This window comes from Aequorivita viscosa (assembly GCF_900106795.1).
Lineage (GTDB): Bacteria > Bacteroidota > Bacteroidia > Flavobacteriales > Flavobacteriaceae > Aequorivita > Aequorivita viscosa.
In genome coordinates this window covers 166,752-178,616 of record NZ_FNNS01000006.1, presented here as the reverse complement: position 1 = coordinate 178,616, position 11,865 = coordinate 166,752, and the positions used below count along the sequence as shown (strand labels likewise).

Annotated in this window: 12 protein-coding genes; 5 read left to right on the top strand and 7 right to left on the bottom strand. The window is 36.8% G+C overall.

Annotated elements, in window-relative coordinates:
• Window positions 1-367 (top strand): integrase core domain-containing protein (locus tag BLW28_RS05355; protein WP_143036840.1); only part of this gene is annotated, 367 nt, incomplete at its 5' end.
• A 113-nt stretch (window positions 368-480) separates the two neighbouring features.
• Here BLW28_RS05355 and gldD read toward each other — a convergent pair.
• The 4 genes from gldD to mutY all read right to left on the bottom strand — a co-directional run bounded on the left by gldD (window position 481) and on the right by mutY (window position 4,097).
• Complete coding sequence (gene gldD / locus BLW28_RS05350; protein ID WP_073215605.1) at window positions 481-1,053, bottom strand: gliding motility lipoprotein GldD; 573 nt, start codon at window positions 1,051-1,053, stop codon at window positions 481-483.
• Window positions 1,043-2,359, bottom strand: a complete 1,317-nt coding sequence (locus tag BLW28_RS05345; protein ID WP_073215610.1) for a gliding motility-associated protein GldE — start codon at window positions 2,357-2,359, stop codon at window positions 1,043-1,045. The genes gldD and BLW28_RS05345 overlap by 11 nt, the downstream gene beginning before the upstream one ends.
• Before the next feature lie 21 nt (window positions 2,360-2,380).
• Window positions 2,381-2,845, bottom strand: a complete 465-nt coding sequence (locus tag BLW28_RS05340) for a single-stranded DNA-binding protein (protein WP_073215613.1) — start codon at window positions 2,843-2,845, stop codon at window positions 2,381-2,383.
• A gap of 187 nt (window positions 2,846-3,032) precedes the next feature.
• A complete protein-coding gene (gene mutY / locus BLW28_RS05335) occupies window positions 3,033-4,097 on the bottom strand; it encodes an A/G-specific adenine glycosylase (RefSeq protein ID WP_073215617.1) in 1,065 nt (354 codons plus the stop codon).
• Window positions 4,098-4,227: 130 nt separating this feature from the next.
• Between mutY and BLW28_RS05330 the strand changes: the two genes are divergently transcribed.
• The 3 genes from BLW28_RS05330 (at window position 4,228) to BLW28_RS05320 (ending at window position 7,091) form a co-directional block, all read left to right on the top strand.
• A complete protein-coding gene (locus tag BLW28_RS05330) occupies window positions 4,228-4,518 on the top strand; it encodes an HU family DNA-binding protein (RefSeq protein WP_073215621.1) in 291 nt (96 codons plus the stop codon).
• Window positions 4,519-4,872: 354 nt separating this feature from the next.
• The gene (locus BLW28_RS05325) at window positions 4,873-6,417 is read left to right on the top strand and encodes an Rne/Rng family ribonuclease (protein ID WP_073215624.1); all 1,545 of its coding nucleotides are present in this window, start codon (window positions 4,873-4,875) and stop codon (window positions 6,415-6,417) included.
• A gap of 197 nt (window positions 6,418-6,614) precedes the next feature.
• Complete coding sequence (locus BLW28_RS05320) at window positions 6,615-7,091, top strand: regulatory protein RecX (protein WP_073215628.1); 477 nt, start codon at window positions 6,615-6,617, stop codon at window positions 7,089-7,091.
• Window positions 7,092-7,155: 64 nt separating this feature from the next.
• Here BLW28_RS05320 and BLW28_RS05315 read toward each other — a convergent pair whose 3' ends face one another.
• The 3 genes from BLW28_RS05315 to atpD all read right to left on the bottom strand — a co-directional run bounded on the left by BLW28_RS05315 (window position 7,156) and on the right by atpD (window position 10,174).
• Window positions 7,156-8,022 carry a cupin-like domain-containing protein gene (locus BLW28_RS05315; RefSeq protein ID WP_073215631.1) on the bottom strand — a complete coding sequence of 289 codons (867 nt, stop codon included), beginning with the start codon at window positions 8,020-8,022 and terminating at the stop codon, window positions 7,156-7,158.
• A 295-nt stretch (window positions 8,023-8,317) separates the two neighbouring features.
• Window positions 8,318-8,593, bottom strand: a complete 276-nt coding sequence (locus BLW28_RS05310) for a F0F1 ATP synthase subunit delta/epsilon (protein WP_073215635.1) — start codon at window positions 8,591-8,593, stop codon at window positions 8,318-8,320.
• A gap of 75 nt (window positions 8,594-8,668) precedes the next feature.
• On the bottom strand, window positions 8,669-10,174 hold the full coding sequence (atpD, locus tag BLW28_RS05305; RefSeq protein WP_073215638.1) for a F0F1 ATP synthase subunit beta: 1,506 nt from the start codon (window positions 10,172-10,174) through the stop codon (window positions 8,669-8,671).
• Between the two features lie 359 nt (window positions 10,175-10,533).
• Here atpD and BLW28_RS05300 point away from each other — a divergent pair, with 359 nt between their 5' ends.
• Window positions 10,534-11,862 (top strand): MATE family efflux transporter, encoded by a 1,329-nt coding sequence (locus BLW28_RS05300; protein WP_073215642.1) that lies wholly within the window; start codon window positions 10,534-10,536, stop codon window positions 11,860-11,862.
• Window positions 11,863-11,865: the final 3 nt, after the last annotated feature.

Genomic DNA, 11,865 nt, shown 5'->3' with positions numbered 1-11,865 from the left:
ACAAAGAGAGTACCCATTAATACACCACTCTGACAGGGGATTGCAATATTGCTCAAATGACTATCAAAAATTATTGGACGATAATGGGATCACCCCAAGCATGACTGAAAAATACGATCCTTACGAAAATGCAATCGCAGAGCGGATAAATGGAATTTTGAAACAAGAATTTGACATAGCAAAAAACGTCAAGGATTTTAGTTTAAAGCGACAACTTATTGTAGCAGCAATAAAAACATACAATAATGTAAGACCCCATTTTTCCAATCACATGTTGACACCAAGACAAATGCACGAACAGAATAAATTGAAAAGAAAACAATACAAATCAAAAAAGCTGAACAATGACGTCATTGTTCAGCTTTAATTAATAAATTTAATCCTTTAATAACCTGTATCGGTTATTTAGGACTAGACATAAAGTTAATGTTTAAGAAAAGCTGAGTACAGGGTTATGAAACAACTGAACACCAAAACTTGTTATTCTTCTATGTATTCCCAGCTTATCGTTTCCATTAATCTACGCATATCTTCTCGTAGATAGACTACGGCAGGATATATAGAATCAAAATTTGGTTTTGCCTCAAAATATAAGGTGCCGTTTAAAAAGTGGTTAATACTGTCGGTTACGTAAAACCCTGCTTGTGTAGCGGCATTACCGTTTATCATATAAAACATACCGTAAACCTCTTCATCAGGGTTTACAAATGGTTGTTCAGGAATGCTATTGGCTTTAATTGTATGGTCATATGCAAGTTTTTGTGCATCACGCAGCAACGAATCTAAATTATTCCGAACTGGCTGATAGGTCATATACAAAGTGGCTTTCATGTTTGGGTAGTCGATGTTAACATTGCAGTTTTTCTTTGTAACCATTCTTGCATTATGGTTCATTTCAAAAGAAAAAGGGCAATCTATATCTACCAAACTGTAGTCTGGTTTTGGATATTCTAAGCGCAACTTGGCAGCTGGCTTCACCAAAACATCATCCTTACAAGAAGCGAAAATAAATAACGCTGAAAAGACTATTAAAAAGAATCCTTTATTTTTCAATGGTAAGTTTTATTTGTTTTATGCGTTTTCCTTCGAACGCTTCAATAGTAAACGCATAATTGTGGAAGTAAAGTATCTCATTTTTTTTCGGGAAGCCTTTTGATATTTCTAAAAGAAAACCAGCAAGTGTTTCCGCTTCTCCTTTTGCATCTTCAAAAAGCTGCGGGTCTTCGGGCAATACCACCTTGTAAAAGTCCTTCAATGGCGTTTTTCCTTCAAAAACAAAAGTGAATTCATCCAGTTTTGAGAAAATCATATCTTCATCGTCAAACTCATCACTTATCTCACCAACAATTTCTTCAATTATATCTTCCATAGAAATTAAACCACTCGTTCCTCCATATTCGTCGACAACAATGGCCAAATGCATTTTCATTTCCTTAAACTCGTTTAACAAATCGTCAAGCTTTTTGTTTTCAGGAACAAAATATGCTTCACGTTGCAAAGTTTTCCAATCTAGGTTTTTTCTATCGGTGTACGGAATCAAGTCTTTTACGTACAATATACCTGTAATATGGTCTATATTGTCTTTGTAGACAGGGATTCTGGAATATCCGTGCTCGATAATTTCAGGGAGAATTTCTTTAAAAGTTTGGTCTTCACTCAACGCAAAAATATCCATTCGGTTTTTCATTACCTGCTTGGTGTCGGTGTTTCCAAAAGTAACAATGCCTTGAAGGATTTTTTGCTCCTCTTTTGTTGTGTCCCTGTTTGAAAGTTCTAATGCTTGCGACAAATGATCTACGCTAATATTCGATTTTTGCTTTCCGTATCTATCGTGAAGAAAAATTGTTGCCGAACGCATCGGTAAACTTATCGGTGCAAGTAGGGTGTCGAGTATATTAAGTGGCTGTGCCATAAATACTGCAAAAGAAACACCATTGCGATTGGCGTATATTTTAGGCAAAATTTCGCCAAATAATAATATGAAGAATGTAACGACCCCAACTTCTAAAATAAAGTGCAGATTTATTCCATAAAAGTCTGTTTGTACTCTAGCAAACAAGAAGCTGCTCATAGAATCAAAAAGCAGAATTATTGCGATGTTTATAAAGTTGTTCGCAACGAGTATTGTAGCCAAAAGCTTTTTAGGTCTTTCGAGCAGTCGTTCAACAATTGCCAGTTTTTTTGCTGTTTCTTTTTTTTCACTGTCTTCAAAATCGGAAGGTGTTAAAGAAAAGAAAGCCACTTCGGCACCAGAAATGAGTGCAGAACAGGCAAGTAAAGCAAATAGTAAAATAAAACTGGTTATTTGGGTAAAATCCAAATTATCAAGAAATTGCAAACTTGGGGGTTCCGTATCCAATTTATATGGTTTGGTTAGACATTAAAAAGGAAGATCGTCCGTCTCCTCTTCGTTAGAATTAGAAGTTCGTTGTTGTGTTGCTTCAGGTTTTGATTGTTCTGGTTGCGTAGTTGTGTTTGGCCCTGCAATTCCTCCAGTACTCTCACTTTTTGGCGTTAAAAAGTTAAAATCTGTACAGTGAATTTCAGTGCTATATCTATCTGCTCCACTTTCATCCTGCCATTTTCTAGTTTTTAAACGACCTTCAATGTAAACCATATCTCCTTTCTTTAGATATTTTTCACATATTTCAGCAGCTTTATTTCGAACTACAACATTATGCCATTCAGTATTTGTCACTCTTTCGTTAGTCGACTTATTAATATATGTTTCGTTAGTAGCAAGTGGAAAACGACCTAAACAATTTCCGCCATCAAAATAATGCATTTTTACATCATCGCCCGTTCGTCCAATCAACATTACTTTATTCAAAGTTCCATTACTCATATTCAATCGTCTTTAAGTTTTTTGCAAATATACTTTTTGCGAATCTAAATATACGGATTTTAAGGATTTTATAGGCTTCATTTTTTAATCTTTCGTTTTTCCCCATTTCACCTTAATTGCTGCGGCATTATACAATTGATAAAGCAAGATGTTATTCTGGAAGATTTCATGATTAAAAATGAGTTTTTCAGTAATTTGCAAAGAATTCCGAAACAAAATTTTCAATCAAAACAGGTACTGCATACTTTGTAATTTTTGAAATAGGAATAAAATCATGTTGCTCTTTAAAGGTTTCTATAATCCAAAATTGAGTGATTAAATGTTGGTGCGATAGTTTGTGGGTTATTGGCTCATCGTTGTAAAGCGTTATAGATTCAAATTTTAAATTCTGTGTGTACTCTTGAAATTGAGGGAGCGTTTTTAGCTTTTTTGCGTTCACTTTTTCTGAAGTTTCAACAAGTGGGAATTCATAGAGTTTGTGCCAAATTCCTTTACCTAATCGTTGTTGGAGTATCGTTTTTTCGTTCTTGGAAATAACCACTAAATAATTGAAATAGCGTTTTTTTATCGGTTTCGCTTTAATTTTTACTGGGAGTTGGTTTACTGTTTTTGTCTGGAAAGCGATGCAATGAGGGTTAAAAATGCATGCATCACAATTGGGGTTTTGAGGAACACAATAACGGGCTCCAAACTCCATAATAGCTTGATTATAAGTGCCTGGTTGTTTTTGGTCGATAAGTTGTTGGGCTAGTTTTTTAAACTCTTTTTGTCCAACGGTAGAATTTATAGGGGTCGACACGCTAAAAACCCTTGAAAGCACTCGAAACACATTTCCGTCGACTACTGCTTCTGAATGGTCGTAGCAAATACTAGCAATGGCGCTTGCCGTGTAATCGCCAACGCCTTTTAATTTTATTAATTCCTTATAGTTATTGGGGAATATTCCATTCATATCGTTTGCAACCATTTTTGCTGTGGCGTGTAAGTTTCGGGCGCGTGAATAGTAACCTAAGCCCTGCCAAAGTTTTAGAACATCAGATTCTGGTGCATCGGCTAAATGCTTTACACTCGGATAGGCTTCAATAAACTTTAAATAATAAGGAAGTCCCTGAGCAACCCGTGTTTGCTGAAGTATTATTTCGGATAGCCAAATTCTGTAGGGGTCTTTAGTAGCGCGCCAAGGTAAGGTGCGTTTATTTTGCAAGTACCATTGTATGAGATTATTGGCAAAAAAGGCATTCGTTTTCGGCATTTGACGAAAGTAATCTATATTCCTTTTAATTTTAAAGGATTATGCTTTGAATTATTGATTTTAAAATTCTTATATTTGCGGTCTCTAAAAAAAGTGTTTTTAAAAGACAATAATCATAAATTTATAAGTAATGACTAAAGCAGATATCGTAGCTAAAATTTCAGATAGGCTAGGAATGGAAAAAAATGAAGTACAGGCTACCATAGAAACCTTTATGGATGAAGTGAAGAATTCCTTAGAAGGTGGAGATAACGTATACTTACGTGGTTTTGGTAGTTTTATCATTAAAACGAGAGCCGAGAAAACTGGAAGAAATATCTCTAAAAATACAACGATTAAAATCCCTGCACACAATATCCCAGCCTTTAAGCCTGCGAAAGTTTTCGTTGAAGGTGTTAAGACTAACGTGGAAGTAAAATAATATTAATAACCCGTTTTGTCCCATAAAAAGTATTAAACGATTTAGGGATTAGACATAAATAACAACTTCAATATGCCAAGTGGTAAGAAAAGAAAAAGACATAAGGTAGCGACTCACAAGCGCAAGAAAAGACGTCGCGCTAACCGCCATAAGAAAAAGTAGTTTTCAAACTACTTTTTCTTTTTTAGATGTATTCTGGATTTAAAAAGGTCTTAACCTCTTTTCAGAATTTACATTTCGTTCTTTGACAATGAAATTGCTGTGAACTGTATATGTTCACAATAGTAATTTCGCCGGGTTCTTGTATTTTGAACCTGTTAAATAAAAATTGTTTAATCAAAAAATTAATGTAACGTGAACTACGAATTATTCATAAGGTCCGGTTCACAAGCAGTTGATTTTGCCCTATTAAAAGATGGGAGATTAATAGAATTGCACAAAGAAGAAGAGGACAATAACTTTACGGTTGGTGATATATTTTTAGCCAAAATCCGTAAAACTGTTCCTGGCCTTAACGCCGCCTTCGTCAATGTTGGTTACGAGAAAGATGGTTTTTTACACTATCATGATCTCGGGCCAAAGGTGCTTTCTCTTTTAAAATTTATTAAAAGCGTAAATAGCGGAAAACTTAAAGATTATTCTTTAAAAGACTTTCCGTTTGAAAAAGAGATTGATAAAAATGGCAATATAAATGATGCCCTAAAAACCAATCAATCTATACTTGCGCAAATAGTAAAAGAACCTATATCCACAAAAGGTCCACGCTTAAGTTCCGAGCTTTCAATAGCAGGAAGATATATAGTATTGGTGCCATTTTCGGATCGGGTTTCGGTTTCCCAAAAAATAGAATCTAGTGAAGAAAAAGATAGGCTTAAGCGCTTAATAACAAGCATTAAACCTAAAGGATTCGGTGTAATTATACGCACCGTTGCCAAGGGCAAAAAAGTAGCAGAACTGGACAAAGATTTACAGAATCTTATGGAACGCTGGACGGCGATGTGTAAGAAGCTACAAGGGGCGCACCACCCATCAAAGGTGCTAAGCGAGCTAAATAGGGGAGCCTCTATCATCCGTGATATGTTCAACGACTCCTTCTCTGCAATACATATTGACGATGAGACCCTATACTTGCAAATAAAAGATTATGTGCAGGAAATTGCACCAAAAAATGACAATATCGTTAAGTTTTACGATTCTAATGTGCCAATGTTTGAAAAATTTGGCATAGAAAGACAGATAAAAACTTCTTTCGGTAAAACAGTATCAAGTAGCAAAGGTGCTTACTTGGTGATTGAACACACCGAAGCCATGCACGTAATAGACGTGAATAGCGGAAACCGAAGCAATAAGCAAAAAACACAAGAGGGTACAGCGCTTGAAGTGAATTTAATTGCAGCTACCGAAGTAGCAAGACAACTGAGGTTACGTGATATGGGTGGAATTATTGTAGTAGACTTTATTGATTTGGCTAGTGCCGCACACAGAAAAGAGCTTTATAATCACCTTCGGGAAGAAATGAAGGATGACAGAGCCAAACATAAAATACTACCCCCAAGTAAATTTGGGTTAATACAAATTACTCGTCAACGCGTTAGGCCAGAAATAAATATCAAAACTCGCGAGGAAAACCCAAATGTTGGGAGCGATGGAGAAATTGAAGCGCCTATTATCGTTGTTAATAGAATAAACGAAGAGGTGAAACGCCTCTTTAAAAAAGATCATAAAAAGATAACGCTTAATACGCATCCTTTTATAGCTGCATTTTTAACAAAAGGATTCCCAAGTGTACGAACCAAATGGTTCTTAGAACACAAAAAATGGGTAAAAATCCAACCGCGAGATGCCTATACATATCTTGAATATCATTTCCATGATAAAGACGGAAATTTGATAAAATAATTAAAACCCCTTTTGAAGTATATCTTCGGGAGGGGTTTTTGCTTTCTACCAATTTTTAATGCTGAAATCAGACCTCACAGGCCTCAAAGACCTGTGAGGTCTTTCTGCAAAGGCATTGTTTCAAAACGTAAAATTGTCACAGTTCTTTTAGGTGGAAGGAAAAAGTTTTACCTTCACATACTATTTTAATACTGACTTTGAATACTCACAAAACATACACCGTAGAAGAGGCTAAGAGGCGCATGGAGCGTTACTGTGTCTATCAGGAGCGTTGCCATAAGGAAGTGCATCAAAAGCTCTATGAAATGCGTATGATTCCATTAGCGATAGATGAGATAATAGATCACTTGTTGCGACACAATTTTTTAAATGAAACCAGGTTTTCGCAAGCTTTTGCCAGGGGAAAATTCCGAACTAAAAAGTGGGGGCGAAATAGAATTGTGAACGAGTTGAAGCTTCGGCAGATTTCAAAGTTTAATATAAAAATTGCCTTAAAAGAAATACCAAATGATGAGTATTTCAAAACTTTTGAAGCCTTGGCCGAAAAGCGATTGCAGCAATTAGCTTCTGAAACTAATCTTCAAAAGAAACGAAAAAAACTTGCGGACTATCTGTTTTATCGCGGGTGGGAGAGTGAGTTGGTTTATGGGAAGGTGAATGAAATTCTCGAGTAATATGTTTTTTTGCTTGAAAGGTTAACCAAGAACCTGAAAGGGAAAACTCGCTTGCTCTCTAAAGTTATTTGTTCTGAAGTAACCTTCTATTTGTTCTAATTACTGCCTGTTCATTCTTCCAGTCAATCCATTTCTGGCCTTTTAATTTTCGCATCAATTGATCGTAATAGCGCATAATCGCAATGTTATATACAGCTTTCGCTAAATTTTTTGGTTTTCTTGGAATTGCCCTTAAACTCATTGAAAACCCAGGGGTGAGGTAGCGCATGTAGTGCCAATACCCTTCGGGCATATACAAGGTGTTTCCGTGTTCCAGATTTGCGACATACCCTTTTGCTTGTTTCAGGGCAGGCCATTTCTTTAAATCGGGATTATGAAAATCTATGTCTTCACGGGTTATCAATGAATGTGGTATTTTGTAGAGATGATCGGTTTGTTTTTGGTCAAAAAGAATAACTTCCTTTTTACCTTGGAAGTGGAAATGGAAAATATTTGCCAAATCGATATCGTAGTGCATAAAGGTGTACGAATCTTTGCCACCAAAAAATAACATAGGAAGGCTTTTCATTAATTTCAGCCCAAAATCAGGGTAGGTAAAGTCTTTTTGAAGCTGTGGCACTTCTTTAAGTATGTTCCAAAGGAAAATACGGTATTTGGTAGGTTCTTTCTTTAGGAGATTGACGTACTCCGTCATTTTCATTTCAGCGTGGGGTTCATTAAAATCGTCTTTATGGCTCACGGGGCGATCGTCGTATAGCGGAACCATCTTGTCGCCTGCCATTTCGGCCATATAATCCAGATTCCATTTTGAAAAAGCCGGCCAATCTTCTTTAAGCTTTTCAATTACAACTGGTTTTTGCGGTTTGAAATAATTTTCTAAAAAGTCCTTTTTCGTAATTGACTTTACCCTATCTATTTCTTGTAATTGCATAAAAAATAACGATTTATACAAATTTACAAAGCAGTTATGTTGATAAACAGGACGTTAATATAACTTTAGGTTTTAAAGTTAGCTTTTCTGAAGCAATGTGAGAATTAGTTCTCTTTTTAGATACCGAGAAGGGAATCAAGAAAGCGAGGTTATTTGTTTTTACGCGATTTTAAAAGCTAAAATGAAGCATTAAAAAATCCCAAACTCCGTGATTTTGGAATTTGGGATTGTATTTTTTAGTTGATTTTCTCTTAAGGCTTATTAAAATTTATACTTAATCGAAATTGTACCGAAGCTAGTCCGCCAATATCATCACTCGGTTTTTGTTGCACTCAACGGTTCCTCCCGTTATATGAAGAATCCATTTATCGCCTTCTTTTGAAAATTTATCCTTGAAAGCTTTAGAAATTGTTGGGTTTCCCCTAAACTTCACTTTTCCTTCCTGTAACACAGAAACAATAGGTGTGTGATTGTTCAGCATTTGGAATTCTCCTTCCACACCAGGAACGGTAACACTTTCTACTTCTCCAGCAACTAAGGATGCTTCGGGATTTACTATTTCAAGATACATATTTTATAGTTATGAGTTATGCGTTATGAGTTATGGGCAACATTGCTCTCACAACTCATAACCCTGAACTTGTTTTTAAACTTCTGCAAGCATTTTTTCTCCTGCAGCAATAGCTTCTTCAATGGTTCCTTTAAGGTTGAAAGCTGCTTCTGGAAGGTGGTCTAATTCGCCGTCCATAATCATGTTGAAACCTTTGATTGTTTCTTTAATATCAACCAAAACTCCAGGAATACCTGTAAACTGTTCTGCTACGTGGAATGGTTGTGAAAGGAAACGCTGTACCCTACGAGCACGGTTTACTGCCATTTTATCTTCTTCAGATAATTCTTCCATACCAAGAATAGCAATAATATCTTGTAATTCTTTATATCGTTGTAAAAGCTCTTTCACTCTTTGAGCACAATCGTAATGCTCATTTCCTAAAATTTCTGCAGTAAGGATTCTTGAGGTAGAATCTAATGGGTCTACTGCTGGGTAAATACCTAATTCTGCAATTTTACGGGAAAGTACTGTGGTAGCATCTAAGTGAGCAAACGTGGTTGCCGGCGCTGGATCCGTAAGGTCATCCGCAGGAACGTAAACCGCTTGTACAGATGTAATAGATCCTCTTTTTGTTGAAGTAATACGCTCTTGCATTGCCCCCATCTCTGTTGCCAAAGTTGGTTGGTAACCTACCGCTGAAGGCATACGTCCAAGAAGTGCAGAAACCTCAGAACCGGCTTGAGTAAAACGGAAAATATTATCAACGAAGAAGAGTACGTCTTTTCCTTGTCCTTCTCCAGAACCATCACGGAAATATTCAGCAATAGTCAATCCTGAAAGTGCCACACGGGCACGCGCTCCAGGAGGCTCATTCATCTGTCCGAATACGAAAGTAGCTTTCGATTCTTTCATTGCATTTTTATCTACTTTAGAAAGATCCCATCCGCCTTCTTCCATCGATTTCATAAAGTCTTCCCCATAACGGATAATACCAGACTCAAGCATTTCACGAAGTAAGTCGTTCCCCTCACGAGTACGTTCCCCTACACCGGCGAATACTGAAAGACCACCGTGACCTTTCGCAATATTGTTAATCAACTCCTGGATAAGTACTGTTTTACCTACACCAGCACCACCGAAAAGACCAATTTTACCACCTTTTGCGTAAGGCTCAATAAGGTCGATTACTTTAATACCTGTAAAAAGTACTTCGGTAGAAGTTGAAAGATCTTCAAATTTTGGAGCTTCACGGTGAATAGGTAAACCATTATCGCCTGCTTTAGGCAAGTTTCCAATACCGTCAATAGCATCTCCAATTACATTAAAAAGTCGGCCGTAAACAGCATCCCCAATTGGCATTTGAATTGGTGCTCCCGTTGCAACGGCTTCTACTCCACGGCTTAAACCATCGGTGGAATCCATTGATATGGTACGAACTAGGTTTTCACCAATGTGAGATTGAACTTCAAGAACCAATAGGTTTCCGTTGTTGTTAACCTCCAAAGAATCGTATATTCTTGGAAGTTCAGCTCCGCTGTCGAACGCAACGTCAACTACTGGGCCAATAATCTGAGCAACTTTTCCTGTAACTTGTGACATTTCTAACTGTTTATTTTATAGTTATCTAGAGATGAATATACCACCCCTGTTTTGAACGGTGCAAAGATAGTTTTTTATTGATTAAAGTTGCAACGTCATTGCTGAAAAATTTTCAAGCTATATCTCTAGACTTTAAATTGCTTTAAAACCGTTTAAAATAAGCGTATACTGAAAGATATACACAAGAAACCCGTAATAACGGAAACAATTTTTAGCCTCAACTTAATTTTGGAGTATAGTGATGTACTGTGATTTGGGAATGTTTAAAATGCAAATCTTAGTTTGGAATAGTTTATTCTATTTAATGTTTCAACCAAGGTGAAGCGTTCTGTTGTTTTCTGTAATTTTACCAGTTATTTATGACCATAACCGACATTTCCTTCAAGCGTATTCAGCAACTCGCTATCCCTGCAATAATTTCGGGAATCGCCGAGCCAGTGCTTTCTGCTACCGATGCTGCCATAGTAGGGAATATTCCAGAATTTGGTATGGAATCCCTCGCCGCAGTTGGTATTGTTGGCTCATTTCTTTCAGCACTTATCTGGATTTTGGCACAAACTCGTAGCGCTATTTCCACCATCGTTTCGCAAAATCTAGGGGCAGGCAAATTAAAGGATTTACAGAATTTTCCAGCTCAAGCTATTTATTTCAATATTGCACTTAGCATAATCGTACTATTTTCTACCTATTTCTTTGTAGAAGAAATTTTCTCGATGATGAATGCAAGCGGAATTGTATTGGATTTCAGTATTGATTATTACAACATTCGGGTTTGGGGTTTTCCGCTTACTTTATTCACTTTTGCTGTATTTGGAATCTTCCGAGGCTTGCAAAACACTTTCTGGCCCATGATTATTGCTGCTGTTGGAGCTGGTCTGAATATCGGCCTCGATTTTGCTTTGGTATATGGCATAGATGGAATAATTGAACCATTGGGCATAAAAGGTGCCGCATGGGCAAGTCTTATTTCTCAATTTTCGATGGCCGTTATTGCTTTTGTTTTTTTAATGAAAAAGACGAATATTTCTCTAAAACTTAGGTTTCCGCTACATCACGAAATTAGGCGACTTGTATCTATGAGTCTTAATTTATTTCTGCGTTCGGTTGCGCTAAATACGGCCTTGATACTCGCAACTCGTGAAGCTGCCGCTTTGGGAAATGAATACATAGCAGCACACACCATCGCTTTTAATATCTGGATTTTCACGGCATTTTTCCTCGATGGATATGGAGCTGCGGGCAATATTCTTTCCGGAAAACTCTTGGGCGAACGCAATTTTAAATCACTCTGGGAGCTTACCAAAAAAGTCAATTTATATAATATAATCGTCGCTAGTGTGCTGGTATTAGTCGGTTTGATACTGTATGAACCTGTCGGGTTCCTATTTAATAAAGACGAGAAAGTGCTTTCTGTTTTTTACGGAATGTTTTTTATGGTGCTTATTTCACTTCCGCTGAATGCAATTGCCTTTACATTCGATTCCATTTTTAAAGGATTGGGCGAAATGGGCTATCTTCGAAATGTACTTTTGGGCGCCACTATTTTTGGCTTTATTCCCATGCTATATTTTTCTAAATATATGGATTGGGGGCTTTTGGGAATTTGGATTGCAATGAACGTCTGGGTAGCATATAGAGGAGTGGCACTAATCATTAAATTCCGCAGAAAATATATTCCTTTGATTTAGAAT